Annotated in this window: 25 protein-coding genes; 18 read left to right on the top strand and 7 right to left on the bottom strand. The window is 68.2% G+C overall.

Translation table 11 applies throughout. The features are described from left to right. Positions 1-10: 10 nt before the first annotated feature. The 6 genes from pruA to N911_RS18700 all read left to right on the top strand — a co-directional run bounded on the left by pruA (position 11) and on the right by N911_RS18700 (position 5,203). On the top strand, positions 11-3,043 hold the full coding sequence (gene pruA / locus N911_RS0101335; protein WP_029893622.1) for an L-glutamate gamma-semialdehyde dehydrogenase: 3,033 nt from the start codon (positions 11-13) through the stop codon (positions 3,041-3,043). 373 nt (positions 3,044-3,416) lie between these two features. Then, on the top strand, positions 3,417-3,647 hold the full coding sequence (locus N911_RS0101330) for a hypothetical protein (RefSeq protein ID WP_029893619.1): 231 nt from the start codon (positions 3,417-3,419) through the stop codon (positions 3,645-3,647). A gap of 2 nt (positions 3,648-3,649) precedes the next feature. Continuing rightward, on the top strand, positions 3,650-3,826 hold the full coding sequence (locus N911_RS18710; protein WP_237559865.1) for a TadE/TadG family type IV pilus assembly protein: 177 nt from the start codon (positions 3,650-3,652) through the stop codon (positions 3,824-3,826). A gap of 24 nt (positions 3,827-3,850) precedes the next feature. Continuing rightward, the gene (locus N911_RS18705; protein ID WP_237559864.1) at positions 3,851-4,033 is read left to right on the top strand and encodes a hypothetical protein; all 183 of its coding nucleotides are present in this window, start codon (positions 3,851-3,853) and stop codon (positions 4,031-4,033) included. A gap of 2 nt (positions 4,034-4,035) precedes the next feature. Then, positions 4,036-5,034: a pilus assembly protein TadG-related protein gene (locus tag N911_RS16455; protein WP_237559863.1), complete on the top strand. Its 999-nt coding sequence runs from the start codon at positions 4,036-4,038 to the stop codon at positions 5,032-5,034. Beyond that, a complete protein-coding gene (locus N911_RS18700) occupies positions 4,967-5,203 on the top strand; it encodes a hypothetical protein (protein ID WP_237559862.1) in 237 nt (78 codons plus the stop codon). Before N911_RS16455 ends, N911_RS18700 begins: the two co-directional genes overlap by 68 nt. A gap of 24 nt (positions 5,204-5,227) precedes the next feature. On the opposite strand, the gene N911_RS0101315 is transcribed toward N911_RS18700, so the two are convergent. The 6 genes from N911_RS0101315 to lpxB form a co-directional block, all read right to left on the bottom strand. Then, positions 5,228-6,805 carry a SidJ-related pseudokinase gene (locus N911_RS0101315; RefSeq protein WP_051693803.1) on the bottom strand — a complete coding sequence of 526 codons (1,578 nt, stop codon included), beginning with the start codon at positions 6,803-6,805 and terminating at the stop codon, positions 5,228-5,230. Continuing rightward, positions 6,802-8,343: a hypothetical protein gene (locus N911_RS0101310; protein WP_029893615.1), complete on the bottom strand. Its 1,542-nt coding sequence runs from the start codon at positions 8,341-8,343 to the stop codon at positions 6,802-6,804. Before N911_RS0101310 ends, N911_RS0101315 begins: the two co-directional genes overlap by 4 nt. An 81-nt stretch (positions 8,344-8,424) precedes the next feature. Beyond that, positions 8,425-9,909 (bottom strand): dihydrolipoyl dehydrogenase family protein, encoded by a 1,485-nt coding sequence (locus tag N911_RS0101305; RefSeq protein WP_029893613.1) that lies wholly within the window; start codon positions 9,907-9,909, stop codon positions 8,425-8,427. After that, on the bottom strand, positions 9,902-10,636 hold the full coding sequence (locus tag N911_RS0101300) for a TVP38/TMEM64 family protein (RefSeq protein ID WP_035104201.1): 735 nt from the start codon (positions 10,634-10,636) through the stop codon (positions 9,902-9,904). Before N911_RS0101300 ends, N911_RS0101305 begins: the two co-directional genes overlap by 8 nt. 17 nt (positions 10,637-10,653) lie before the next feature. Further along, positions 10,654-11,607 (bottom strand): glucokinase, encoded by a 954-nt coding sequence (locus tag N911_RS0101295; protein WP_035104199.1) that lies wholly within the window; start codon positions 11,605-11,607, stop codon positions 10,654-10,656. 77 nt (positions 11,608-11,684) lie between these two features. After that, a complete protein-coding gene (gene lpxB, locus N911_RS0101290; protein ID WP_029893607.1) occupies positions 11,685-12,818 on the bottom strand; it encodes a lipid-A-disaccharide synthase in 1,134 nt (377 codons plus the stop codon). A gap of 124 nt (positions 12,819-12,942) precedes the next feature. Here lpxB and N911_RS0101285 point away from each other — a divergent pair, with 124 nt between their 5' ends. The 11 genes from N911_RS0101285 to N911_RS0101235 all read left to right on the top strand — a co-directional run bounded on the left by N911_RS0101285 (position 12,943) and on the right by N911_RS0101235 (position 20,879). Further along, entirely contained in the window at positions 12,943-13,884 is a 942-nt protein-coding gene (locus N911_RS0101285) for a Gfo/Idh/MocA family protein (protein ID WP_237559861.1), read from the top strand. A 79-nt stretch (positions 13,885-13,963) separates the two neighbouring features. Then, the gene (locus N911_RS0101280; RefSeq protein ID WP_029893603.1) at positions 13,964-14,206 is read left to right on the top strand and encodes a hypothetical protein; all 243 of its coding nucleotides are present in this window, start codon (positions 13,964-13,966) and stop codon (positions 14,204-14,206) included. A gap of 46 nt (positions 14,207-14,252) precedes the next feature. Next, positions 14,253-14,549 carry a DUF5658 family protein gene (locus tag N911_RS18200; protein WP_029893602.1) on the top strand — a complete coding sequence of 99 codons (297 nt, stop codon included), beginning with the start codon at positions 14,253-14,255 and terminating at the stop codon, positions 14,547-14,549. A gap of 70 nt (positions 14,550-14,619) precedes the next feature. Then, positions 14,620-15,447, top strand: coding sequence for a response regulator (locus tag N911_RS0101270; RefSeq protein ID WP_051693802.1), 828 nt, complete (start codon positions 14,620-14,622; stop codon positions 15,445-15,447). Between the two features lie 2 nt (positions 15,448-15,449). Next, the gene (gene kaiB / locus N911_RS0101265; protein WP_029893598.1) at positions 15,450-15,728 is read left to right on the top strand and encodes a circadian clock protein KaiB; all 279 of its coding nucleotides are present in this window, start codon (positions 15,450-15,452) and stop codon (positions 15,726-15,728) included. After that, complete coding sequence (locus N911_RS0101260; protein ID WP_029893596.1) at positions 15,728-16,438, top strand: phosphoribosylanthranilate isomerase; 711 nt, start codon at positions 15,728-15,730, stop codon at positions 16,436-16,438. Before kaiB ends, N911_RS0101260 begins: the two co-directional genes overlap by 1 nt. Positions 16,439-16,445: 7 nt before the next feature. Next, the gene (locus N911_RS0101255) at positions 16,446-17,255 is read left to right on the top strand and encodes a hypothetical protein (RefSeq protein ID WP_029893594.1); all 810 of its coding nucleotides are present in this window, start codon (positions 16,446-16,448) and stop codon (positions 17,253-17,255) included. A 69-nt stretch (positions 17,256-17,324) separates the two neighbouring features. Beyond that, positions 17,325-17,714 carry a hypothetical protein gene (locus N911_RS0101250; RefSeq protein ID WP_029893592.1) on the top strand — a complete coding sequence of 130 codons (390 nt, stop codon included), beginning with the start codon at positions 17,325-17,327 and terminating at the stop codon, positions 17,712-17,714. A 54-nt stretch (positions 17,715-17,768) separates the two neighbouring features. Beyond that, positions 17,769-20,282: a heavy metal translocating P-type ATPase gene (locus N911_RS0101245; protein WP_029893590.1), complete on the top strand. Its 2,514-nt coding sequence runs from the start codon at positions 17,769-17,771 to the stop codon at positions 20,280-20,282. Continuing rightward, a complete protein-coding gene (locus N911_RS0101240; RefSeq protein ID WP_029893588.1) occupies positions 20,272-20,529 on the top strand; it encodes a cysteine-rich small domain-containing protein in 258 nt (85 codons plus the stop codon). Before N911_RS0101245 ends, N911_RS0101240 begins: the two co-directional genes overlap by 11 nt. Next, positions 20,526-20,879, top strand: coding sequence for a hypothetical protein (locus N911_RS0101235; RefSeq protein WP_029893586.1), 354 nt, complete (start codon positions 20,526-20,528; stop codon positions 20,877-20,879). The genes N911_RS0101240 and N911_RS0101235 overlap by 4 nt, the downstream gene beginning before the upstream one ends. On the opposite strand, the gene N911_RS0101230 is transcribed toward N911_RS0101235, so the two are convergent. Next, entirely contained in the window at positions 20,831-22,558 is a 1,728-nt protein-coding gene (locus N911_RS0101230; protein ID WP_051693800.1) for a glycoside hydrolase family 3 protein, read from the bottom strand. The genes N911_RS0101235 and N911_RS0101230 overlap by 49 nt on opposite strands. 287 nt (positions 22,559-22,845) lie before the next feature. On the opposite strand from N911_RS0101230, the gene N911_RS17275 reads away from it, so the two are divergent. Then, a complete protein-coding gene (locus N911_RS17275; protein WP_051693798.1) occupies positions 22,846-23,184 on the top strand; it encodes a polysaccharide biosynthesis/export family protein in 339 nt (112 codons plus the stop codon). The last annotated feature ends 9 nt before the right edge of the window (positions 23,185-23,193 follow it).

Genomic DNA, 23,193 nt, shown 5'->3' with positions numbered 1-23,193 from the left:
GGAGGACGGCATGGCTGAATCCGTGGACATCGCCACCCTGGACGCCGGCATCGAGCGGCGCGGCAAGCAATTTTTCGACTCCATCCGGGGCGAGACCCCCGGTCTCTTTTCCAAGGGCCACTGGACCGGCAAGGTCATGGATTGGGCCATGCGCAACGAGGACTTCAAGGTGCAGCTGTTCCGTTTCGTGGACGTGCTGCCCTACCTCAACACCTCCGAGAACCTGCAGCGCCACATCGAGGAGTACTTCGCCGGCAACGAGTCCGGCGACATCCCCTCGGTGCTCAAGTGGGGCGCGGAGAAGTCCGGCATGTTCGGCGGCTTCGCGGCCAAGGCCATGGGCAAGGTCATCCGGGGCAACATCGAGTCCATGGCCAAGCAGTTCATCATCGGCCAGAACACCCGCGAAGCCCTGAAAACCCTGCGCAAGCTGCGCAAGGACGGCTTCGCCTTCGCCGTGGACTTTCTGGGCGAGGCCACGGTCAGCGAGGCCGAGGCCGACGCCTACCTCGAGGGCTACCTGGAGCTGCTGGACGCCCTGGACGCGGAGCAGTCCAAATGGAAGGCGCTGGACGCCAAGGGCGACAAGGACTGGGGACATCAGCCCAAGATCAACGTCTCGGTCAAGCCTTCGGCCTTCTACTCCCAGGCCAAGCCCCAGGACGTGCCCGGCTCGGTGGACGGCATCATGGAGCGCATCCGCCCCATCTACCGCAGAATCATGGAGATGGGCGGGGCATTGTGCATCGACGTGGAGCAGCTCAAGTACAAGGAAATCACCCTGGAGCTGTTCAAGCGGCTGCGATCCGACCCCGAGTTCCGCGACTACCCCGAGCTGTCCGTGGTGCTGCAGGCCTACCTGCGCGACACCGACCAGGACCTCGAGGACCTGCTGGACTGGGCGCGGGCCGAGGACCTGCCTTTCGGCATCCGCCTGGTGAAGGGCGCCTACTGGGACCAGGAGACGGTCTGGGCCATGCAGGCTGGTTGGCCCGTGCCGGTGTGGACCAACAAGGCCGAGTCCGACGCCGCTTTCGAGCGCCAGTCAAAGCGGATTCTGGAGAACAGCGACTTGGTCTACTACCAGTGCGGCTCGCACAACATCCGCTCCATCTCAACCGTCATGGAGCTAGCCAAGGCCATGGGCGTGGACGAGAGCCGCTACGAGTTCCAGGTGCTCTACGGCATGGCCGAGCCCGTGCGCAAGGGGCTGAAGAACGTGGCCGGGCGGGTGCGGCTCTACTGCCCGTACGGCGAGCTGCTCCCGGGCATGGCCTATCTGGTGCGCCGCCTGCTGGAGAACACGGCCAACGAGTCCTTCCTGCGGCAGAGTTTCGTGGACGAGGCGGACGTCTCCCGCCTGATGGAGAACCCCGAGCGCACCCTGACCCGCGAGGTGGAGTGCAGCCCCACGACGCATCCAGAGCCCAAGGCCGGGCCGAACGGGCTGACCCCCTTCAAGAACGATCCCATGATCGACTTCACCATCAAGGCCAACCGCGCCGCCTTCACCGAGGCCATCCGCACCGTGCGGGGCAAGATGGGACGCACCTACCCCCTCTTCATCAACGGCCGCGACGTGGAGACGGACGACGTGCTGGAGTCCACCAACCCGGCCGACACCTCCGAGGTGGTGGGCCGCATCTGCCAGGCCGGGGTGGGCGAGATCGACGACGCCATGGCCGCGGCCGACCGCGCCCTGCTCACCTGGCGCGACACCCCGCCCCGCGAGCGGGCCGAGTACCTGCTCAAGGCCGCGGACGTGGCCCGGAGGCGCCTCTTCGAGTTGTCCGCCTGGCAGGTGCTGGAGGTGGGCAAGCAGTGGGACCAGTCCTACCACGACGTCACCGAGGCCATCGACTTCCTTGAATACTACGCCCGCGAAATGGTCCGCCTGGGCGACCCCAAGCGCATGGGCAACGCCCCGGGCGAGCACAACCACCTCTTCTACCAGGCAAAAGGCGTGGCCGCGGTCATCGCGCCGTGGAACTTCCCGCTGGCCATCTCCGTGGGCATGTGCTCTGCGGCCATCGTGGCGGGCAATCCGGTCATCTACAAGCCCTCCCACATCTCCTCGGTCATCGGTTACGGCCTGGTGGAGCTGTTCAAGGAGGCCGGCCTGCCGGACGGCGTATTCAACTACTGTCCCGGCCGTTCCCGGGTCATGGGCGACCATCTCATCGAGCATCCCAAAACCGCCGTCATCGCCTTCACCGGCTCCATGGAAGTGGGGCTGCGCATCCAGGAGAAGGCGGCCAAGGCGCAGCCCGGCCAGGACCACTGCAAGCGGGTCATCGCCGAGATGGGCGGCAAGAACGCCATCATCATCGACGACGACGCCGACCTGGACGAGGCCGTGGTGCACACCCTCTACTCCGCTTACGGCTTCCAGGGGCAGAAGTGCTCCGCCTGCTCGCGGGTCATCGTGGTGGACTCCATCTACGACCGCTTCATGGAGCGGTTGGTGGAGGGCGCCAAGTCGGTCAAGCTGGGCCCCGCCGAGGATCCGGCCAACTTCATGGGTCCGGTGGCGGACAAGAGCCAGCAGAAAACCGTGGGCGAATACGTGGAGCTGGCCCGCCAGGAGGGCGAGATCCTGGTGGAGCGCATGCCCGAGGACACCGACGGCGCCTGCTGGGTGCCCCTGACCATCGTCTCCGGCATCAACCCGGAGCACCGCATCGCCCAGGAGGAGATCTTCGGCCCGGTGCTGGCGGTCATGCGCGCCAAGGACTACGACCAGGCCATCGAGTGGGCCAACGACACCCGTTTCGCCCTCACCGGCGCGGTTTTCTCCCGCAGTCCGCAGCACCTGGAACGGGCCCGGCGCGAGTTCCGTGTGGGCAACCTCTACCTCAACCGGGGCTCCACCGGCTCCCTGGTCCACCGCCAGCCCTTCGGCGGCTTCAAGATGTCCGGCGTGGGCTCCAAGGCGGGCGGCCCGGACTACCTCATCCAGTTCATGGACCCGCGCTGCGTGACCGAGAACACCATGCGCCGGGGCTTCACGCCCATCGAGGACGACGACGAGTGGGTCTGCTGACCCGCTGGACGTCTCCAGCTTGACGCGTCAGGGGAGGGCCGTCCGGCCCTCCCCTTTTTTTGGAAGGCTTTGAAACCGCTCCACGCTTCGTGGAGAACCCACGCTTCCTGGTCTCCCCCCCCCGAATTCACCGCACTCCGCAACCAGCTTTTCAGCATATTCAAAGAATGCGAAATTGGCACCGAGCTTGCTCTTTGCCGGACATGCGGTATCTCAAACGACTCCTTCGCTGCCAACGGGGCCTGACCGCCGTGGAAACGGCGCTGATGCTGCCCCTGTTCATGCTCATCCTCATGGCGCGATGGATTTCGGCCGCCTCTGCTGGCACTAAAACATCGTCAGCTACGCCGCCCAGGAGGGCGCGCGGCTGGCGGTGCTCAACGGCCCGACCCTGGACGACATTGAAAAGACCATCAACGACAGGCTGGCCGAGGGCGGCCTGGACACCGCCCCCGTGGTGAGCGTCAGCGAACGCGCACCCCGCGAGCCGGTCTCGGTCCAGGTCACGGTGGACTTCTCCTTCCTGACCATGATGGATGCCTTTGCCGAAATCTTTGCCATTGAAGATGTCTCGGCGACCTCCGTCATGATCGCGGAGCGATGACCATGCGCGCTTTCCGTTCCGAAAAGGGCAGCGTGAGCGTGGAGTTCGCCCTGACCATGGCCTTTCTGGTCTTTCCACTGTTCATCGGCACCATCGACGTGTCCAGGCTTGTGGGGGCCAAGACCGCCCTGACCCGGGCCGCCCGGGAGGGGGCGGTAGCGGCCTCCCGCGCCATGTAACCGTTGCCCGCCGTGGAGAACGCCGTGCAGGGCTCCGGCCTCGATCCGGCCCAACTGGTCCTGGAACGGACCGACTACGATGACCCCAAGGCCGGGCCAAGCGTACGTGTGGAACTGACCTATCCGCTGGACGGATTCTCCATGTTTCCGGTGGACGAATTTATTCCCCAGGGCCTGACCGCCTCGGCCACGACCAAGATGGAGTGACCATGTTCAGGCTTCACACCGATCAACGAGGCGTCGCCAGCCTCATCCTCGGTCTCTCCCTGGCCATGGTGGTGGGCTTCACCGCCCTGGCCGTGGACGTGGGCTACATGCACATGGAAAAGGCCCGGCTGCAGACCGCGGCGGACTCCGCCGCCCTGGCCGGTGTCCAGGCCCTCATCTCCGCGGGCGACGACCACGCCGAGGTGCGCGACACCGCCCTGGCCGTGGGCCGGGCCAACCTGTCCCAGGACGAGAAGCCCGAGCAGGCCCTGCAGGACGGGCACGTCAGCCTGCTCAAGGACGGCGTTGCCGCCTTCACCGGAGCCAACCAGGTGGAGGTCACGGCCGGACTGGCCGCCTCGCGAGGCAACGCCCTGAACCTGTTTTTCGGCCCGGTCATCGGGCGCGACACCGCGGACATCAGGGCCACGGCCAGGGCGGGCCTCTCCGGGGCCTGCTCCTCGCGCTGCGTGAAGCCCTTCTCCATCCCCACCAAGTTCGCCTGGGACGACACCTGCGAGTCCCCCGGCTCCTCCTACTACCGCAACGGAGAGATGGACAGCGACAGCGCCTGCGAAAAGAACTCCATCATGATCATCGGCTACGGCGACGAGGACGTTGGAACCCAGGTCACGCTCAAGCCGGGCGACCCGTCCGACGCGGTGGTGCCCAGCCACTACAATCTCATCAATCTGCCGCCCGTGAACAAGGGGACGCCCGTCACCGGAGCGAGCGAAGTGCGCGAGAACATCCGGGGCTGCGAGGGCTCCAACAACCAGGCCGTGGTGGAGAAGGACGACGAACTGCAGCTGGAGCCGGGCAACACCACCGGCCCCACCAAGCAGGGCGTGAAGGAGGTTCTTTCCGAGGACCCCTACGCCACCTGGGACGACGCCACCAACTCAATCCAGAACAGCCTCTTCGCCGACCCCCATGCAGAGTCCCCGTGTGGCCATCATCGCCTTCTACGATCCCCGGCATCCGCCTGTCTCGGGCCGTAACTCCATCTACGTGGCCCAGCTCGGCGCGGTCTTTCTGGAAAGCATCGACGGCAAGGGGAAGGTCACGGCCCGCTTCATCCACGCCGTGGCCAAGGACCCCATCGACTCCGACCAGGACTGCATGCTCAAAACCACCCGCATGGTGCTGGATTCCTCCCGGGGCGGCTAGGCCGCCCCGGGCGTGGGAAGAAACTCAGGCCGCCGTGCCGCCCTCTCTCGGCTCAGGGCTGGACGGGGCGGCGCGCAGCGCGTCCAGGGCCCGTCCTCCGATGCACTGGGCGGAGCAAGCCGCGGCGTACTCGATGAGCTCCGGCAGGGAAATGAGGTTGTTGAAGCGGCCCAGGTGCGGCCCGGTGACAAGCTCGATCTCGTCCGCGCCGCGCTTCAGCCCCTCGGCCCGCGTACGGTCCACGCCCCTGGCCACCAGGAAATCCACGAACGTCCGGTCGTCCATCTCCTCCTGATCCACCACCCGCAGCACCTCGGTCATGTGGCTGTCCACGCCCATGGCCCCGATCATGCGCTTGGCCAGCCAGGAGGTGTTGTAGGCCGCCCTGCCCTTCCAGGGACTGCCGCGGAAGCCGTGGTGGAACTCGGTGAAGCAGCGCCGCATGACCCGCTCAAGAAGCTCCAGATCGAAGAGATGGCGCGCGTCCACCGGCTCGTCCCGGGCATCCAGCCCCACCAGGGAGCGGTCGCGGGCTCGGAAGTAGCTGCCCGCCACAAGCCCCATGGACAGGAAAAGCGAGCCCAGCCCCTCGTGCAGGGCCGCCCCGGTGCGCACGGGGACGAGGTGCTCGAAGTCGCGGGGCCCTGTGCGGCCGAAGTTGGGGTGGCGGCAGGATTCCAGCCAGCGGTCCAGCCGCCCCATGCGCCGCCACTGGTAGACGCCCTCGTCCGCCCGCCTGCCCTGGGCCGTGCGGTTGTGGAAGAGCGGGATGGGGGCGTCGTGCACCACGCCCCGCGAGGCAAGCCAGCCGAAAAGGCGGGCAGAGCGGGCCATCATCCCCTCGAAGTCCTCGGGGTCGGGCACGGAGCCGCAGGGAAGCTCGTTGGGGTAGGCGAAATAGTCGGGCCGGCAGCGGTAGGCCAGGCACCAGCCTTCCTGATGCATGCCCGGCACCGGCGGGTCGCTCAGCCGCACCATGTCGAGGACTTCGGGGGACTGGAAGGAAACCGGTGCGTCCGCCCCTTCCAGGCGGCTCATCCAGGCCGCCTCCAGGGCCAGCCCGGCCGGGTCCTCGCCCGGTTTGGCCAGCTTCAGCACGGCCAGGTCGCCGTCCGCCAGGGGAAAAAGCAGGCTGCGGCCCGCCCGGCGGGGCCTGCCGTCCAGATCAACCCCGGACAGCACCTCGGCCGTTCGCCTGCTCCGCCCGGGGTCCGGCTTTTCCGGCTCGGCCCGCATGCGACCCAGGCCGGGATCCAGTTCGCCCAGCACCCCGGCCACGGCCAGCCGCGCCTTGCGGGTACCCTCCCGCAACAGGGAAGAGAGGGTGTTCATGGCCCGCTGGGAAATCTCCGGCCCGGACTCGGGCCCCAGCAGGCAGGCCACGCCCTGGGCCGCCTCGCGGTACAGGTAGTGGGCGTTGCGCTGGGCGTCGTGGCCGAAGTTGTTCAGGATGAGCTCCAGGGCGCGCACGGACTGCTCCGGCACGCGCGAGGGGTCGCGGGCCACCTCTTCCCGCAGGGAGCGGGCCGAGAGGTAGGTGGCGGAGAACTCCTTCTGGATGGCCCGGGAAGCGGCGTCCGCCTCGGGATAGTAATGGGTCACGCGCCCTCCCGGCCGGGCAGCCTGGAGATGACGTGGCGCGAAAGGACCTCGTCCAGCGGGTCGGGGTTGAACAGGTCGGCCGCCCGCACCGGCAGGTCCGCTGGCTGGGGGTCCATGTTCTCGATATCCTCCAGGGAGACCAGCTCCGCGAAGCCGTCCTCCACCATGTCGTCCAGCAATCGAAACTCCGTGTCCAGCACCCAGGTGTGCTTGCCGTAGGGCAGCAGATCGAAGAGCAGCGTGGTCATGGCCCCGGCCACGATGTTGATCTCGCCCATGAGGTCGTCGGTTATGTCGTGCACGTGGACCAGCCGCCGCTCGTACTCCGGCGGCAGCTCATAGCTGGCCAGCTGCAGCTCGGGGCGCTCGTCCGGCTTGAACTTGAAATAGACGGTGTAGCCCAGGTCCATCATGCGCATCATGCAGCGGCCGATGTACGCCGTGTCGCCCCAGAACTCGTAGGGCACAAGCACGTTCTTGCGGTGAAACCGCCCGGTGCGCTCCCGTCGGTAGGCGTAGCCGTGCTTGTTGGCCCCCTGCAGGAAGTAGCCCTCGGGAAAGTCGCCGTGGCGGCGCATGACCCGCTCCCAGTACGGCCCCCAGACCACCACGTTGTCGAACCACAGGTGTTCCTCGCGGGAGAAGCCCTCCATGACGTAGCCCGCCTGCCTGCGTCCGTACATGCCCAGCTGGTAGCCCACCGAGGGCACGCCAAGCTCCTTGCAGGCCGCCAGCGCGCCGTAGACCATGCCCGCGTCGTCGATGCCGAAGAAACAGCCCGGCGGATCGTTCCGCATGGTCTCCACGTGCAGCCGGTACTCGTGCACGTTCTGGGACATGCTCCACTCGGTGCGCTCCACCATCCCGGCCAGAAAACGCCGAGTGAGACCGTCGAAGCCGGACAGGTTGTACTCGCTGGAGAACAGCCGGGGGCCGGGGCATTGGCGGTAGAGAAAGTAGACCGGATGGGGCTGGGCGTCCTTCTCCCTAAGCAGCTTGCGGCTGGGCGAGTAGCAGAAGACCGGGTCCACGCCCTTGTCCTCGAAGACGTCCAGCATCTGCTTGGAGCGGAAGTCGCTGGGGCCGTAGCGGAAGAAGAGCAGCCGGTCGAGCAGTCGCGGGGCGATGGCCCGGTTGTGGGCCACGATCTCCCTGTGGCGGGCCAGATGCTTGCGCTCGCGGCGGCGGCTAGGCGTGGGGTGCAGCAGCTCCCAGATGCGGGCGAAGTTGCGCTTGTCCTTGAACACCGGGCGCAGGCCGCGCTTCTCGAACTCCCGGATGAGGCCGCCGTACTGCGCCAGCCGGAAACACATGCGCCAGTAGATGGTGTTCACCTGGGAGGCGTACCAGTTGAAACCGTCCAGGAGGTAGTTGTTCCGCAGCCGGTTGCCCCGGGCGTCGCGCAATTCGTGGATCGCGAACAGCAGGTCCAGCGCGGCCTCGGTGTCGTTGCGCGGGTGGTAGGTATGGCGGCGGCCCAGGACATCGCGCCAGGTAACGATGCCACTGGAGCCTTCGGTGACGAATGCGAACGGCATGGGGCTTCCAGCGCCGGGAATTGCGGCGGAGAACCGCGCGGCGCGGCTCCCGCTTACCCCACATGCGGGGGCGAGGGCAAGTCAGCCCCGCCCGCCCTCCTCGGCCTCTTCAGGCATTTCGCAGGCCCGGCCCTTGTAGTGGAAGAGGAAATGCAATCCTTTCTTGACCGTGTCGGAAAAGACCTTTCTGGAAAAGACCGACCCGGCCACCTTCTTGTTGATCTCCGCCAGGGTGGGATAGGGATGCACCGCCCCGGCCAGGGTGGAAAACTTGACCTTGCCGTTGAGCGCGGCCACCCACTCGCCCACCAAATCGCCCGCGCCGGGCCCGGCGATCTGCACCCCCAGCGGATTCTCCGAGCCGTCCAGCAGCAGCTTCAGCGTGCCGCGCCCCTCCCCTTCGGCCTGGGCGCGGTCGTTCTCCGCAAAGTCCTCCGTCCAGACCTCGTACTCCACCCCGTCCCGCTTGAGGGCGGCCTCGTTACGGCCGATGCTGGCCAGCTCCGGCTGGGTGTAGGTGCACCAGGGCAGCCAAGTGTAGTCCGCCTTGCGCGGCAGGCGGAAGACGGCGTTGGAGACCACGATGCCGCCCTCGTATCCGGCGGCGTGGGTGAAGAGGTATTTGCCCGTGGCGTCGCCGCAGGCGAAAATATGCTTTTGCGAGGTGCGCATCTTGGCGTCCACCTCGATGCCCTTGCGGCTGTGCTTCACCCCGGCGTTGTTCAGGCCCAGTCCGTCGGTGGCGATGTCCCGCCCCAAAGCAGCCAGAATCTCGTGGCCCTTGACCGTCCATTCCCGGCCGTTCTTGGCGAAAACCACCTCCTTGTGGCCGCCCGCCACGCGCACGCTCCTGATCTCCGTGCCCAGGTGGAACTTCACCCCCTCGCGCTCCAGGCTCTCCAGCACGATGGAGGCCATGTCCGGGTCCTCCTTGGTCAGAATTTGCCCCGACCGCTGGATGACCGAGACCTGGCAGCCCAGCCGCTGGAAGGCCTGGGCCATCTCGCAGGCGATGGGCCCCGCTCCCAGCACGATGAGGGACGGCGGCAGCGCCTCCAGGGAGAAGATGTCCTTGTTGGTCAGGCAGCCGGCCTCGCGCAGGCCGGAGATGGGCGGCACGGCCGGCTCCGAGCCGGTGGCCAGCACCCAGCGTTTGGCGCTCACCCGCTGGCCGTCCTCCAATTCCACCTGATGCTCGTCGGTGAAGCGTGCGCGGCCAAAACGCACCTCCGCGCCCAGGCGGCAGAACCGCTCCGGGGAGTCGTGCTTCTGGATGGTGTCGATGACCGACTGGATGCGCTCCGCCACCCGACGGAAATCCACCTTCTCCGGGATGACCCGGGGCAGGCCGTAGCGTTCGGCGCGCTTCATCTCGTGGTAGGCGCGGGCGGTGCGGATGAGGGTCTTGGAGGGCACGCAACCGTAGTGCAGGCAGTCCCCGCCCAGCTTGGGCTCCTTCTCGATGAGCACCGTCTTGGCGCCCAGCTGGGCCGCCCCGGCCGTGACCGTCAGCCCGGCCGCGCCGCCGCCGATGACCCCGATGTCGTAGTCGAACTTCTCACCCATCGCCTCGCTCCCCGCCGGTTTCCGGCTCGACCTCGTCGGCCCGTTTGCCCCTGACCCACCGCATGACCTTCCTGGCCGCCAGGGGGAACAAGCCCAGGGCGGCGAAGGAGAGAATGATGTCCAGGGAGAAGATGTCGCCCACCGACCGCACCTGCCCCAGCTGTACCCCGGCGTTGACGTAGACAGCGGTGCCCGGAAGCATGCCCACCTGGGAGACCCAGTAGAAGGTCCGCAGGGCCATGTCCGTCAGCCCCACCACCAGGTTGATGGCGAAGAAGGGAAAGACGGGGATGAGGCGCAGGGTGAAGAGATAGAAGGCACCCTCGCGCTTGATGCCCGCGTTGATCTTCTCCAGCTTTTCCCCGCCGAAACGCGCCTTGACCCAATCGCGGAAGAGGTAGCGGGCCACGGCGCAGGCCAGGGTGGCCCCGATGGCGGAGGCGAAGGAAACCACGACCAGCGCGGGCAGAAACCCGAACACCGCCGCGCCCGCCAGGCTCATCACCGCCGCGCCGGGCAGGCTGAGGGCGGCCATGAGCACATAGACGGCGAAGTAGCCGCCCAGCATGGCCAAGGTGTGCTGGGCGTAGAGTTGCTCCAGGCTCTCGCGGGAGGCCTTGAGGTTCTCCAGGGTCAGCTTCTGGTGCAGGTCCAGCAAAAAAAAGGCCGCCGCCGCGGCCGCGATGATGGCCACGATGGCCAGCTTATTCCAGGTCTTGGCTGTCACGCGTACTCCGGCATGGTTCAGCTTCCGCCCAGTCCGGCCCGCTGCGCGCCGTACAAGGCCGCGCCCCACAGCCCGGCCTCCTCGTCCCGGTTGAGCCGCACCGGGATGTCCCGCAGCAGTTCGGGATAGGAGGGAGAAGAGACGAATTCCTCGCGGAAGGCGTCGTTGTCCACCAGGAAGGGGTTCTTGGCGGCCACCCCGCCGGACAGCACCACACCGCCAAGGGCGGCCGTGGCCAGGGTCCAATTGCGGGCGGCCCGGGCATAGAAGCGGGCGAAGAGGCGGGTTGTCTCCGAGTCGGGGCCGATTTCCGCGGCCACCTCGCGCGGCTTACGTTTGCGGCCGGTGAGGAAGGCGTGCAGCGCGGCCAGGCCGGAGCCGGAGACCACGGCGTCGCCGTAAGCGTACGGGATGTCGCGCTCACGGCGCAGAAAAACGTGGAATGCCTCCTCCTCGTCGCCCACGAAGGGAAAGGCCATGTGCCCCCCTTCCGAGGCCACGGCCAGAAAGCCCGCCTCGCCGCCCGGCAGGGTGACGCTGTACCCAAGGCCTGTGCCCGCGCCGATGACCGCAAGCGCGCCCTCCGGGTCCGCCGCGCCGTCCTTGACCGGGTGCGAGGCCTCCATGGAACGCGTGCGGGCGGCGTAGCCCTGGGCCACGAAATCGTTGATGAGGTGGGTCTTGGCGGCCAGCTTGGAGTCCAGCTCGGCCAGGTCGAAGTGCCAGTCGATGTTGGCGGCCCGGGCGAATGTGCCCCGCTCCACCGGGCCGGGCACGGCCAGGACCAGGGCGTCCGCCCCCGCCGGGTCCAGCCCCTCGGCCTGCAATCCGGCCAGCAGGTCAGGCAGGGAGGCGGCCGAGGCCGTGTCCAGGGTGACGGAATCCCCAGGTTCCAGATCGCGTCCGGAAACGGAAAAGAAGCGGAACCGGCTGGAGGTGCCCCCGATGTCGGATGCCAGAATGCGCAACATATCCGGCTCATAGCAGAACCGGGAGAATATGGGCAAGGCGCGGGGAAACAATTCGCCGGAAGCGGGCGGAATACCATTCAGGGCAGCCGGCCCAGCTCCGTCAGGTCCTGGATGATGCTGGAAGCGGCCCGTCCCGGCGCACCCGGCTCGCCCATGCGCTCGGCCAGGTCGGCCAGCCGCTGGCGCACGGCCTCCAGTTCGCCGGGAGGCAGCCATCGCCGGGCATGGGCGGCGATGGTTCCGGCCGAGGCCTCGTCCTGCAACAGTTCGGGAAAGACCCGCTCGCCCAGGATGAGGTTGGGCAAGGAAATGTGCTCCACTTTGATGATGCGTTTGGCCAGGGCGAAGGTGAGCCCGGAGAGGCGGTAGGCCACGATGGTCGGCGTGCCCAGCAGGGCGGTCTCCAGAGCAACGGTGCCCGAGGCGGCCCAGGCCATGTCCGCCCGCTTCATGGCCGCGTAGCGGCCGTCCGGCCGCACGATGTCCATGGGCACGCCGCCCGGCCAGTCGGCGCGGATGCGCTCCTCGCTCACCGAGGGGGCTCGGGCCAGGGAGAAGCGCAGGTCCCGCCCTTCCCCCAGAAGCATGGCCGCGGCCGCGCCGAACTCGGGCAGCAGGGCGTCCACCTCTTTGGCGCGGGAGCCGGGCAGCACCAGCACCCGCCCCGGCTCGCGCTCAACCTCGGCCAAGTCGGGGCGCTCGGCCAGCTCGTCCAGCAGGGGGTTGCCCACGTACTCGGCCCGCGCGCCGTGCTCGGCGTAAAAGGCCTCTTCGAAGGGCAGGATGCAGAATATCCCGCGGGCCACCCGGCTGAGGAAATTGACCCGCCCCTTGCGCCAGGCCCAGACTTGGGGGGAGATGTAGAAGTAGACCGGGATGCCCAGGCGGCGGGCCATGCGGGCCACCTGGAAGGTGTAGTCCGGGGTGTCCAGCAGCACCACGGCGGCCGGGCGCAGCCGTTTCAGCTCGCGCCAGGTGCGCCACAGCAGCTTGCCGACGCGCGGCAGGGAGGCGACGACCTCGGTCAACCCCAGGGCGGAGAGGTCGCGGATGTCCAGGCGCGTCTGGACCCCGGCCGCCCGCATGTACTCCCCGCCCATGCCCGTCAGGCGCAGGTCCGGGCGGCCTTTGAGCAGCGCCCTGGCCAGGGCCGCGCCGTGCATGTCGCCGGAGACTTCGCCCGCGTTGATCCAGATGTGGTTTTGGGGCATGGCTTCTTCTTGAAATCGGGCTGGGGGAGGTCTATTCTCACGCGCCGACGAACATGAGTTCTTTGCCGGGGAAAGGCAACCACCTTTCCCCTTTTTCGCAACACCTGACAAGAGACGAAAACACATGACCGATAGCAAACGCATGCGTGTGGCCGTGGTCGGCCTCGGCTGGATGGGCCGGGTGCATCTCCGCAACTACTCCCAGATGCCCAAAGTGGACGTGGTCGGCGTCATGGACACCAACGAGGAAGTCCTGGAGACCGTGGCCAACGAATTCGACGTGCCCACTTTCACGGACATCGACCCCCTGCTGGACCAGGGCCTTGACGCCCTGAGCATCTGCGTGCCCACAATCCACCACCAGAACCTGGCCATGAAAGCCATCGAGCTCTCCATCCCCCTGCTGGTGGAAAAGCCCCTGGCGGCCACAGTGGAAGAGGGGCGCAACCTGGTGGAAACCGCCAAACAGCGCGGCGTGCCCCTCATGGTCGGCCACATCGAGCGCTTCAACCCGGCGGTGCAGCGCGTGGCCCAGCTGCTGGACGGCGACGACCAGATCATCTCCATCATGATCGAGCGCGTGGGCCCCTACCCGCCCCGCATCCAGGACGTCGGCGTGGTGCGCGACCTGGCCTCCCACGACATCGACCTCTGCTGCCACCTTTCCGGCTCCCGCTACCGCGACATCTGCGCCTTCACCTCCCGCAACATCGGCGAGCACGAGGACACGGTGGTCATTTCCGGCGAGATGGACAACGGCGTGCTGGTGCAGATGAACTGCAACTGGATCACGCCGTACAAGTCGCGCCACATCCGCGTGGCCACCAACACGCGCTACATCGAGGCCAACCTCATCACCCAGCAGGTCAAGGAATACAGCAAATTCGAGAGCTACCAAGCCAGCTACAACGTCCGCGAATGGCCCATCGTCTTCAAGGAGCCCGTGCGCGAGGAGCTGATCCAGTTCCTCGAGGCTGTTCAGACCGGCGGCCGGCTGCCCATCACCGGCGAGGACGGGCTGTACGTGCTGGAGACCATCGAGCGCATCACTCCGCTGTCCGCCTGATTCCCCGGGTGCTTGCCTTTGCGAAGCATCCCGCGTAAAAAGGGAAATTATTCACATAACGTTGTCACGAGGAGAAACCATGCCCGAGAACATCCAGAAGTCCATGGGCGTTATGGCCGCCGTGTTCGCCCATCTCGGCAAGATTTCCAAGGAAGAGGCCCTGAAGATGTCCGGTCTGTCCGAGGCAGCCTTTGAAGAGGTCTACAACAAGGCGGGCAACGTCGCCAGCAAGATGCAAAAGACCGAGTCGAACAAGGTGGAGCACTTCTTCAACGCCCTGGGCGAGGAAGTCGACGACTACATGAAGACCTACTTCATCTAGTTCCCCCACGGGCCGCCGCTTCCGCGGCGGCCCGCGCTCCTCGCCCGTGCTCGACTGGCTCCTGGCCGCCCTGACGGCCGTCCTTCAGGTTCCCGACATCCTGACCACCAACGCCCTGCTCAGCCGGGGCGGAAGGGAGCTGAATCCCGGCGTGCGCCTGCTCATGCGCCTTTTCCGCCGCCGCTGGTGGTGGGCCAAGCTGGCCATCGCCCTTCCCGCGACCGCCTTTCTGGCGGCCAGTCCCGACCCCCTGGCCACCTGGGCCCTGGGCCTGGTCGCCCTGCTCCACGTAGCCGCAGTCTGGTCCAATCTCCGCCAGTTGCGACGCACCAGCCGACCTTGACCCCCGCCCGTGAAACGGGCACCTTTTTTACCGATAATCCCACAAACCCGTTGGCATCGGATACGCGCCCATGAGCAAGACCAACGTCTCCCTGCTCCTCATCGAGGACAACCCGGACGACGCCGAAATGATATCCGAACTGGTGGACCGGGTACCCGGCGTGACGTTCGATTTGCGCCACGAGACCAACCTTTCCGATGGGCTCCGCGCCCTGGGCGAGGTGGGAGCGGACCTGGTGCTGCTGGACCTCATGCTGCCCGACTCCAGCGGCCTGGAGACCCTGCAGGCCGTGCTGGAGGCTCCTCGGGTCCTCCCCATCGTCATCCTTACCGGCCACGGGGACGAATCCCTGGGGGTCAAGGCTGTGCAGATGGGGGCCCAGGACTTTCTGGACAAAAACACCGTCAGCGAGGAAATGTTCTCCCGCTCCCTGCGATACGCCGTGGAACGGCAGCGGTTGCGGGAACAGATCAACGGCGAGGAGGCGACCTGCGGCGGCTCACTCTCCCTGCGCGGCCGCCTCATGGGCTCGGCCGACATCTCCCAGACCGCTCCGGAGGCGTTCGGGGACTTCGTGGACCGCTACGGACGCCTCCTCGATCTGGCCGCGGAGAACCGCATTTACAAGGAGCAGCACGATGTCTCCTCCGCCCTGCGAGAGTTCGCGGGCGAACTGGTCTACCTCAAGGCCGGCCCCAAGGACCTGGCCGATGTGCACACGGAAGCCCTCGAGCGCAAACACGGCGAGATCGACGTGCCCAAGCGATACGCCTTGTACCTGGATGAGGGGCGCATGCTGCTGGTGGAGTTGATGGGCTACCTGGCCTCCATGTACCGCGAAACCTGCCTGGGCTTCCCCTCGGAAAAACCGGCGCGGACCGAGCGCAAAGCGAGCTGAGAATGGCCGACCACTACGTGCTGACCCTCTACGTGACAGGCAAGACCCCCACCTCGGAGCGGGCGGTGGCCAATCTGCGGAAGATCTGTGACGAAGATCTCAAAGGACGCTACGAGCTGCGCATCGTGGACATCCTGGAGCGTCCCCAGTTGGCCGAGGACGAGAAAATCCTGGCCACCCCAACCCTCATCAAGGAGCTGCCGCCGCCTCTGCGGCGCGTCATCGGCGATTTGTCCGACCGCGACCAGGTCCTGCTGGGCCTGGACGTCTACCCCGCCTGATGGACGCGCCGCGCCTGCCACCGCGCCTGGTTCAGATCGCCGGGGTGCGCGGCCGCGAAGAGGCGGTCATGCTGCTGGACGCGGGCGCGGATTTGCTGGGCCTGCCCCTGCGCCTGCCCGTGCACGACCCAGACATGAGCGAGGACGAGGCCGCCGCCCTGGCCCGCGACGTGGGCGGGGAGCGCGTCTGCCTGATAACCTACGAGTCCAACCCGGCCGAAACCGCCGCCCTGTGCCGCAGGCTGGACGCCGGGGCGGTGCAGCTGCACGGAGGCCATCCCCCCGGAACCCTGGCGGCGGTGCGGAGCGCCCTGCCGCGCACCCTGATCATCGCCTCCCTCATTGTGCGCTCGCCCGACTCCGCCCCCCTGCTGGCCGAGGCCGAAGCCCTGGCGCCCCACTGCCACGCCTTCATCACCGACACCTTCGACCCCGCCACCGGAGCCAGCGGGGCCACCGGCCTGACCCACCCCTGGGAGGTGGACCGGGAGCTGGCCCGCCGCTGCGGACGCCCCCTCATCCTGGCCGGGGGGCTTACCCCGGACAACGTGGCCGAGGCTGTGCGGCTGGTGCGCCCCGCCGGGGTGGACGCCCACACCGGGCTGGAGGATGCGGACGGGACCAAGAACCCAGACAAGGTGCGCCGTTTCGTGGCCGAGGCGAAAAAATCATTGGCCGCCCCCTCAAGTTCCCATCCTCCTGTCCGATAAGGGGGATATGCAGGTCGATCCGTACCAGGCGTCCTTTTTCAACGCCTTCCAGACCGCCGGGCGCGGCGCGGGCGCCTCCGGACAGCAGGCCGGGGCGGACATGGTGCCCGCCCAGCCCTCGCCGGAACAGGCGCAGCGGAGCTCCCGGGGCTTCGGTCTGTCCGTGGCCCAGCGGCTCGACGCATCCGACTCCCTGCTTCCGGGCAAGGACGAGGAGGCGGGCAGGAAGTCCCAGATCGGCAACGAACTGGCCGAGTCCCTGGCCCGCACCTCCAGCTGGCTGCGGGACCGTTTCGGCGAGCAAACCGCATCCGCCTTCCAGGGGCTGGTCTCCAGCGCCGCCGGGTCCGGCGGCGAGGCGGCCATGGGCGAGGCCATGCTGCGGGCCGTGCGCATGGTGGACTCGCAGCACGGCCTGGCCGCGGGCGACTCCTTCATCAGCCAGCTCAACGGCGATCTCAACCATGCCGTCAACAAGGCCTTCGCGGACGGCTTCAACCAGGTCATCTACGCGGGCAACGGCCAGGGAAGCCCCTTGCGGTCCGTGGCCAAGACGGCTGTTGACGGCGTGGCCGCCCGCTTCGGCCAACAGGCCGCGGACCAGGCCGAGGCACTCCTCATGGAAAACCTCTCCTCCCGGGGCGCGCGCGGACTCCGTCAGGGACTGGGCGAAGTCATGGACATGCTGGAATCGGACTACGGGGCCGACGCGGACCAGGCGCGGCAAGAGCTTGACACCCTTTTCGGCCAAGCCGCCTCCCGCCCCGCGCCCGGCACCGCTCCGGCCAAGGGCGGGCTGCTGGACGCGCGGGCCTGATCCGGTATAGCCTGAGGAGCGGCACCACTTCCGGCCCGACCCTTTCCGGGCCCATCACCGGAGCACGGCATGGGCAGACCCTCCAGACCAGACCCGGCCGCCGCCTGCCTCATCTGCGGCCAGGCCAAGACTCGCTTGATCTCGTCCAGGCGTCCTGCGCGGGACCTCTTCCGCCCGCGCCGCGTCTACCTGTGCTCGGGCTGCGGCTGGGGCGTGGTGCACCGCCCGGCCACCCGGCGCGGCCACCTGCTGGCGGCCGCCTTTCTGCTGCCCCTGGCCGTGTTTGGGGCAAGCCACATCGAGGCCGACCCGCGTCCGGAGCCGTCCGGTTGGCAGGTCCGCCGCGCGGTTGAGCCAGCCTGGCAAATCCGCCGCGCCATGCCCGTCTCTCCGTCCTCCGTGGCCGTGAACCCCGGCGGCAACACCCTCAGATTACCCGTCTGCCCCCCTCCCGACTGATCTCGCGTCTTGCCTTGCCGCGTTCCGCGTCCCATAGTAAACGGGGAGGCTTGCATGGCTGACGAACTCGAACATCTCCACGCGCCAATCACGGGCATGCACTGCGCCGCCTGCTCCACCCGCATCGAAAAGGTGCTGGGCGGCAAGGATGGTGTGCGCTCGGCCTCGGTCAACCTGGCCGAGGAAACCCTGGACGTGGACTACGACCCCGCGTCCATAACCCCGCACGACATCGCCGAGGCGGTGGGCGGCCTGGGCTTCGGCCTGCGCCTGCCCGGGCCGTCCGGGGACGGCGTGCGCGCCGTGGAGCTGGACATCAAGGGCATGCACTGCGCCGCCTGTTCCACCCGCATCGAAAAAGTGGTCGGCTCCATTGACGGCGTGGAGAGCATGGAGGTCAACCTGGCCGGGGAGTCGGCCCGGCTGGCCTTCGATCCCGCCCGCGTCTCCCTGCGGGACGTGCGCCGCCGCATCAAGGACCTGGGCTTCACCGCCAGCCAGCGCACCGAGGCCGCCGGAGAGGAGGAGCGCCGCCGCGAGGAAGCCGCCGAACGGCTGGCCCGGGCGCGGCGCAGGCTCATCCCGGCCTTCGCCTTCGCCCTGCCCCTGCTGGTCTTCTCCATGGGCCATATGCTGGGCATGCCCCTGCCCCGGGGCGTGGACCCGGCCCACTCGCCCCTGGCCTTCGCCCTGGTCCAGCTGGGGCTGACCCTGCCCGTGGTCTGGGCCGGGCGCGGCTTCTACCTGCGCGGCTTTCCCGCCCTGCTGCGCCGCGCCCCCAACATGGACTCCCTGGTGGCCATGGGCACCGGCGCGGCCCTGCTCCACTCCTTTGTCCAGACCGCCCTCATAGCGGCCGGGTCGCAGCCCGCCATCCGCGCCCACGACCTCTACTACGAGTCCGCGGCCGTGCTGCTGGCGCTCATCTCCCTGGGCAAATATTTCGAGGACCGCTCCAAGCTCAAGACCTCCTCGGCCATCCGCTCCCTGATGGAACTGGCCCCGCGCACGGCCGTGCTGCTGGGCTCGGACGGTTCCCGCGAGGAGATTTCCCTGGACGAGGTTGAACCGGGCGACACCCTGCTGGTGCGCCCCGGAGAAAAAGTGCCCGTGGACGGCACGGTGGTCGAGGGCCGCTCCAGCCTGGACGAGTCCATGCTCACCGGCGAGTCCATGCCCGTGGGCAAGGAAGTGGGCGACGCCGTCACCGGCGGCACCATGAACCTCACCGGCTCGCTGACCATGCGGGCGGAGAAGGTGGGGTCCGAAACGACGCTTTCCCGCATCGTGGAGCTTGTGCGCCGCGCCCAGGGCTCCAAGGCGCCCATCGCCAACCTCGCCGACACGGTGAGCTACTACTTCGTCCCCGTGGTCATGCTGCTGGCCGTGCTGGCCGGAGCGGGCTGGCTGCTTTCAGGTGCCGAGGCGGCCTTCGCCCTGCGCATCTTCATCGCCGTGCTGGTCATCGCCTGCCCCTGCGCCATGGGCCTGGCCACGCCCACCTCCCTTATGGTGGGCATGGGCCGGGGGGCGCAGCTGGGCGTTCTGGTCAAAAGCGCCCAGGCCCTGCAGGCGGCCGAGAAGGTGGACACCGTGGTCTTTGACAAGACCGGCACCCTGACCCTGGGCAAGCCCTCCCTGACCGACGCCCTGCCCGCGCCCGGCATGGACGCGGATGAGTTGCTGCGGCTGGCCGCCGGAACCGAGGGCGGCTCCGAGCACCCCCTGGCCCGCGCGGTGCTGGAAGCGGCCAAGGAGCGCGGGATACGCCTTCCCAGGGTTTCCGATTTCCAGGCTGTGCCCGGCAAGGGCGTGCGGGCCGATGTGGACGGCCGCGCCGTGCTGGTGGGCAACCGCGAGCTGCTGGCCGACGCCTCGGCTGAGGGCGTCGAATCCGCCAACGAGACTGCCGCCCGCCTGTCCGGCCAGGGCAAGACCCCCCTGTGGGTGGCCGTGGACGGGAAGTACGCGGGCATGCTGGGCGTGGCCGACACGGCCAAGGACGAGGCGGCCGAGGTGGTGGGCCAGCTCAAGAATCTGGGCCTGACCGTGGTCATGCTCACCGGAGACACCGAAACCACCGCCCGGGCCGTGGCCTCGTCCATGGGCATCGACCGGGTCATCGCCCGGGTGCTGCCGGACCGCAAGGCCGCCGAGGTGGAGGCCCTGCAGCGCGAGGGCGGCGTGGTGGCCATGGTGGGCGACGGGGTCAACGACGCTCCTGCCCTGGCCCGCTCCGACGTGGGGCTGGTCATGGGCTCCGGCACCGACGTGGCCATGGATTCCGGCGACGTGGTGCTCATGGGCGGCGACCTGCACGGCGTGCCATCCGCGCTCTCCCTGTCCCGGGCGGTCATGCGCAACATCCGCCAGAACCTGTTCTGGGCCTTCGCCTACAACGCCATCGGCATCCCGGTGGCCATGGGCCTCCTGACACTCTTCGGCGGGCCAACCCTCAACCCCATGATCGCGGGCACGGCCATGGCTCTGTCCTCGGTTTCCGTGGTAACAAACGCTTTGCGCCTGCGCGGGTTCAAGGCCGGAACCGAATCTCCCCATGCAGCATAGCCACCGCTTCTTCAGCAATCGCGACTGCCAATACTTCCCCTGCCACGCCAACTGCGACCCGGAGGCGTTCAACTGCCTGTTCTGCTTCTGCCCGCTGTACTTCATCGACTGCGGGGGGGACTTCCGGCTCACGGAGAACGGGCTCAAGGACTGCACGCCCTGCGCCATTCCGCACTGCCCCGACGGCTACGACCACGTGCTGGCCAAGCTCAAGGAAGAAATGGCCCGCCGCCAGGGGGACTTGTGATCCCGCACGACCAGGACCCGGTGCTTCGTTTCGTGGTGCTGCGGCTGGCCAGGCGCTTTTTGCCCGCCCGGGTCTACCTGCTCAACCCGCACGACCGGGGCGAAGGGCTGACCGGCCAGCGGTTCGAACTGGCCGTTGTGGCGGATGAACCGCCCAGCGACCGCAAGGCCGCGGTGGACTCCCTCTTCACCGAACCCGATTTCGAGCTGGCCGTCCACCTGTACACGCCGGGCGAGTGGCGCGCCGGGCGCAAGGATCCGGCCCATCCGGCGGCCAGGGCGGAAAAGTCCGGCGCGCTGGTCTACGGAGAACCAGGGGACGGTACCGGGGACGGCTCCCCGGAGAACTGACCCGCGCCGCGCGGGGCCACCCCCGGCAGGTCAACCGGCAGCCGGCCCTGGGCCCGCGTCTCCCCGGCGGTGAAGCGGGCCAGGGCGTCCAGGCAGCCGGGATGGGGGCCGTAGCAGGCCAGGTAGGTGCCGGTCCCTTCCAGATGCAGGGCGTCGTACGGCGATCCCAGGGCGGCCACGGCCACCTCTTTTTCCCCAAGGGCGCGACGCAGTTCGCTCTGTCCGGGATCGCGCCCGGCGTCGAGGGTGCAGAGCAGCACCCGTTCCCCCACCTGCTCCGCCAGCGCATCGACCTCGCTTTCCGAAGGGTCGTCCGGGTAGGCCAGAGTCTCGGCCCAGGGCAGGTGCTCGGCGAAAGCGTCGGACACGTCTGGAACTGATTCCGGGAACAGCACGGTCAGCCCGCCGCCGGATGGCAGGGGAAAGAAGCCGGGCTCGTCCCGCACCAGGGTCAGGGCCTTCGAGGCCACGGAAAAAGCCAGCCGGGCGTGCTCAGGCGACCCCGCCCGGGCGGACAGCACCTTTGGATCGCCGGACGCGAACTCGCCCGAGGGCAGACGCTCCTTGGCGGCCAGCACCCGCGCCACGCGCCTCTCGACCTCGGCGCGGGGGATGCGGCCCGAACGCACCGCATCCTCCAGGCCGCGCATGGCCCCGCGTTGCAGCGCGGCCGTCTCCTCCCCCCGGCCGCGCACGTACAGGTCCGCGCCGAAAAGCAGCAGGTCGGCGCCCGCCTCGAAAGCACGCAGGGCGGCTTCCTTGGGACCGTACTTCTCCATGATGGCGCCCATGAACAGCGAGTCCGTGACCACCACCCCCTCGAACCCCATGTCCTCGCGCAAGAGCCCGGTGAGCACCTCGGGCGAGAGGGTCGCGGGCAGGTCCGGCTCGCCGGTCAGGGCGGGCGCTGCCACGTGGGCGGTCATGACCAGGGGAACGTTCGCCTCCATCGCCGCCCGGAACGGGGGAAGCTCCACCCGCTCCAGCCGGGCGCGATCCGCCTTGATGCGGGGCAGGCCCAGGTGCGAGTCCACGTCCGTGTCGCCGTGGCCGGGAAAATGCTTGGCCGAGCAGAGCACGCCGCCCTGGCCGTAGCCCTGGATGGCCGCCAAGCCGTACTGGCCCACCTTGGACGGGTCGGAGCCGAAGGAGCGCGTGCCGATGATGGGATTGTCCGGGTTGGAGTTGACGTCCACCACCGGGGCCAGGTTGCAGTTCACGCCGGAGGCCTCCAGCTCCTGGGCGGCCAGGTCGGCCAGGCGGCGGGCGTTCTCAGGCTCGCCCGCTGCGGCCACGGCCATGTTGGAGGGCAGCCGGGTGAACCCCCGGCGAAGCCGCTGCACCGCTCCGCCCTCCTGGTCCACGGCCAGCAGCACGGGCGGCAAGCCATGATCGCGGGCGGCTCGCTGCACTTCGCTGGAGAACCGCCGCAGCTGCCCCGGCGGGGCGGTGTTGCCGCTGACGCCGTAGAGCATCAGCCCGCCCACCTTGTCCTCCTCCACCAACCGCTTGACCTCGCCCGAATACTCCAGGCCCGGAAAGGTCAGCAAAAAGAGCTGTCCCACCAGGGCGCGCGTGTCCATGGCGCGGGCCTCGGCCAGATGGTTCGCCGAGCGCGAGGCGCAACCGGCGGTCGGCAAGAGCAGTCCCAGCAGAAGAACAAGAAGAAGCGGTCGCATGGTATCCTCCGGTTGCCTGCGGACATACACCCCCACAACCGGGAAAGCAAAGCCTCGCCTCGCTGGACGGGCAGAAAAGTGTTGTCCGGCGCGCACCATGTGCGCTACACAGGTTTTTCACGAAGGAGCCGAAGTGAGGGTCGGCGGCCGAACAGAACGGAGGGGGAACGTCCACGCCCGCTGACACCGAGTCAGCGACTTTCCCGACACATGTCCGGTTCACGCCGTACTCGCCCTTCACGCGGCCCGCACCCACGGGTCCGGCCCTTCGTCGAGGGGAAGCGACCATGACCGGGAACAATACCACACATGCCACGTGCCGCCAGCCGGTCGGCACGATCCGGGCGGTCCTGCGCGCGGCGCTGTGGCTGGGCGTTCTGCTGTCCCTGCTCTCCGCCTGCGCCATGCCCGACCCCGCCATGACCCGCGACGAGGCGGGCCCCACGCCGCCCCAGCGCCGCGTGGGCTTCCGCCCGGGCGACGTCCTGGAATTCAAGTTCTTCTACACCCCGGAACTCAACGAGGTGCAGACCATCCGGCCGGACGGCCAAGTCTCCCTGCAACTCGTGGGTGAAGTGGAGGCCGCGGGCAAAACCGCGGGCGAGCTGACCGCCGAATTGAAATAACGGTACTCC

Source organism: Desulfohalovibrio reitneri, from assembly GCF_000711295.1.
Taxonomy (GTDB): Bacteria; Desulfobacterota; Desulfovibrionia; order Desulfovibrionales; family Desulfovibrionaceae; genus Desulfohalovibrio; species Desulfohalovibrio reitneri.
This window is presented reverse-complemented; position numbering and strand designations above follow the sequence as displayed.

Coding starts and splice junctions, on each gene's coding strand:
- N911_RS0101280 (WP_029893603.1), top strand. CDS start 13,964: ATGCCCGAGAACATCCAGAAGTCCATGGGCGTTATGGCCGCCGTGTTC.
- N911_RS0101255 (WP_029893594.1), top strand. CDS start 16,446: ATGCAGGTCGATCCGTACCAGGCGTCCTTTTTCAACGCCTTCCAGACC.
- N911_RS0101270 (WP_051693802.1), top strand. CDS start 14,620: ATGAGCAAGACCAACGTCTCCCTGCTCCTCATCGAGGACAACCCGGAC.
- N911_RS0101285 (WP_237559861.1), top strand. CDS start 12,943: ATGACCGATAGCAAACGCATGCGTGTGGCCGTGGTCGGCCTCGGCTGG.
- N911_RS17275 (WP_051693798.1), top strand. CDS start 22,846: ATGACCGGGAACAATACCACACATGCCACGTGCCGCCAGCCGGTCGGC.
- N911_RS0101305 (WP_029893613.1), bottom strand. CDS start 9,909: ATGGGTGAGAAGTTCGACTACGACATCGGGGTCATCGGCGGCGGCGCG.
- lpxB (WP_029893607.1), bottom strand. CDS start 12,818: ATGCCCCAAAACCACATCTGGATCAACGCGGGCGAAGTCTCCGGCGAC.
- N911_RS0101295 (WP_035104199.1), bottom strand. CDS start 11,607: ATGTTGCGCATTCTGGCATCCGACATCGGGGGCACCTCCAGCCGGTTC.
- N911_RS18700 (WP_237559862.1), top strand. CDS start 4,967: ATGCAGAGTCCCCGTGTGGCCATCATCGCCTTCTACGATCCCCGGCAT.
- N911_RS0101250 (WP_029893592.1), top strand. CDS start 17,325: ATGGGCAGACCCTCCAGACCAGACCCGGCCGCCGCCTGCCTCATCTGC.
- N911_RS16455 (WP_237559863.1), top strand. CDS start 4,036: ATGTTCAGGCTTCACACCGATCAACGAGGCGTCGCCAGCCTCATCCTC.
- N911_RS0101245 (WP_029893590.1), top strand. CDS start 17,769: ATGGCTGACGAACTCGAACATCTCCACGCGCCAATCACGGGCATGCAC.
- N911_RS18710 (WP_237559865.1), top strand. CDS start 3,650: ATGCGCGCTTTCCGTTCCGAAAAGGGCAGCGTGAGCGTGGAGTTCGCC.
- N911_RS0101260 (WP_029893596.1), top strand. CDS start 15,728: ATGGACGCGCCGCGCCTGCCACCGCGCCTGGTTCAGATCGCCGGGGTG.
- N911_RS0101310 (WP_029893615.1), bottom strand. CDS start 8,343: ATGCCGTTCGCATTCGTCACCGAAGGCTCCAGTGGCATCGTTACCTGG.
- pruA (WP_029893622.1), top strand. CDS start 11: ATGGCTGAATCCGTGGACATCGCCACCCTGGACGCCGGCATCGAGCGG.
- kaiB (WP_029893598.1), top strand. CDS start 15,450: ATGGCCGACCACTACGTGCTGACCCTCTACGTGACAGGCAAGACCCCC.
- N911_RS0101230 (WP_051693800.1), bottom strand. CDS start 22,558: ATGCGACCGCTTCTTCTTGTTCTTCTGCTGGGACTGCTCTTGCCGACC.
- N911_RS0101240 (WP_029893588.1), top strand. CDS start 20,272: ATGCAGCATAGCCACCGCTTCTTCAGCAATCGCGACTGCCAATACTTC.